This is a genomic window from Mycobacterium gordonae (assembly GCF_002101675.1).
Taxonomy (GTDB): domain Bacteria; phylum Actinomycetota; class Actinomycetes; order Mycobacteriales; family Mycobacteriaceae; genus Mycobacterium; species Mycobacterium gordonae.
Window position 1 is genome coordinate 1 of sequence record NZ_LQOY01000206.1, and the last position, 2,144, is coordinate 2,144.

A 2,144-nucleotide genomic window follows, 5' to 3' on the forward strand; every position below is an offset into this window, starting at 1 on the left:
AGATCACCCATCCAATCTGATCGGGTGGCCTACTTTTCAACCGTCGCGACTGGCCTGGTTTTCAACCGTCGTCAACAGGTGATCGGCCAAGCTTCGGGATGACCGATCCGCGTAGCGGTATCGGGTAGTGCTGTTCTTGGACAGATCGATCAGTGTCACCTCGTCCCGGCTGGCCACCATCGCCCTGCGCAGTACTGTCCGCGGAGTTGTTTCCAGGTCGATTTCGGGTGTTTACGGCGATCTATCGCCAAACCGTATGCCACGCATAGCGGTTGAGGTGGGAGAAGGCAGCCGAGGACCGGAGGTCTCCCCACATCAAGCCAACACGTCTGCTACCAACGTCCTGTCTCGGTACAGCTAGTTGCATCGGACCGGAATTGCCGTCACTGCGGTTCCGGTCCGACGTTTAGTGCGTCGTCTCTGTGCGTGGACAATTGTCTGTGTGCGTGGACATCAGCCTGGCGTTGCGCCGAGTGCTTCGACCTGGTCAATCCGATGTACATTGCCAGAGTTTAAATTGTAAAAAGACTTTACACGGCACCCTGAGTAATATAACCGTTTGATAACGGTGAGAATTCTTTCATATAACTGGTACACCGTTGTCCTGCGCTTACTCGATATGATTCGCCTCTCCCGAGGCAGCAATAAAGTGAGGAACCCCCTGTCATGTCCTTTCTGTTTACTCGGCCGGATTTGGTGATCGGGGCTGCGACGGATCTAGCCGGTATCGGCTCGACGATCAACAGCGCTACGGTCGCGGCGGCTGCCCCCACGCTCAATGTGCTGGCTGCTGGAGCCGACGAGGTGTCCGCGGTGATCGCGGCGCTTTTCGGCGCGCACGCCCAGCAGTACCAGTCGATGAGCGCCCAGGCCTCGGCACTGCACAGCCAGTTCGTGCAGACGCTGAACGCGGCCGGCAACGCCTATGCCGGTGCCGAAGCAGCCAACGTGCAGCAGCAGCTCCTAAACGCGATCAACGCACCGACCCAAGTGGCCCTGGGCCGCCCGCTGATCGGCAACGGTGTTGACGGGGCGGCGGGTACCGGGCAAGCGGGCGGTGCCGGAGGGCTGTTGTACGGCAACGGCGGCAATGGCGGATCCGGAGGCGCGGGTCGGGCCGGCGGCAACGGCGGTACCGCCGGGTTGATCGGCAACGGCGGGGCCGGTGGCTACGGCGGGCTGGGGGCCAGCGGTGGCAACGGTGGGGCCGGTGGGCTGCTGTACGGCAACGGTGGGGCAGGCGGTTTCGGCGGATTGTCCGGTGGCAGCGGCGGTAACGGCGGCAGTGCCGGGCTGTGGGGCACCGGCGGTGCCGGCGGTGCCGGCAGCGCGGGTGGCAATGGGAACAACGGAGTCAACCCCGTGCAGAGCTTCACGGGGTCGGCGACGGACGGCCCCGCCGGTGCACCGGGTGAACCCGGCGGCAATGGCGAGCCCGGCCACCCCGGACTTCCCGGCCAGGCCGGCGGTAACGGCGGGTCCGGGTACAGCGATGCCCGTGACCCCGAACTACTGTCGAACACAGGCGGTAACGGCGGCGCCGGGGGGGCCGGGGGCGACAATGCGCCCGGCGGTACCGGCGGTCCCGGGGGCAACGGCAATCTCGTCGGCGGAACGGGCGGTGTGGGCGGCGACGGCGGGCCCGGCGGGACGGGCGGGAACGGCGGCGACGGCGGAAACGTCTTCTACAACTTTGATGTCGCAACCGGAGGCGCCGGCGGAAATGGCGGAAACGGCGGTGCCGGTGCGCCCGGTGGCACTGGCGGCAGCGGCGGCCTGAACTATACAGCGGACCCAGAGGGAGGTGCCCTTCAAGGTCCCGGTGGTGCGGGTGGTTGCGGTGGCGACGCCAATGGCCTGTTGAGTGCCGGCGGCAACGGTGTCGCGGGTGGTAACGGCGGCGCTGGTGGTCGGGGCGGGCTGTTGTTCGGCGACGGCGGTGCCGGCGGTGGCGGCGGTCTCGGGGGTGCCGGGGGCATCGGAGCCGCGGGTGGGCCCGGTGGTGCCGGTGGTGCCGGCGGCACCACCCCCGACGGTGTTTTTCGCGGTGGCCCGGGCGGCGACGGCGGTGACGGCGCGCCCGGTGGCGCGGGGGGAGCCGGCGGTAACGGTGGCGCGGGCGGCGGGGCTGGGCCGCTCAGCCG

General features: G+C 67.7%; 1 protein-coding gene. It reads left to right on the forward strand.

The genetic code is table 11. The features are described 5' to 3' along the window. Positions 1–666: 666 nt before the first annotated feature. Positions 667–2,144 (forward strand): PE family protein (locus AWC08_RS25890; protein ID WP_085088413.1); only part of this gene is annotated, 1,478 nt, incomplete at its 3' end.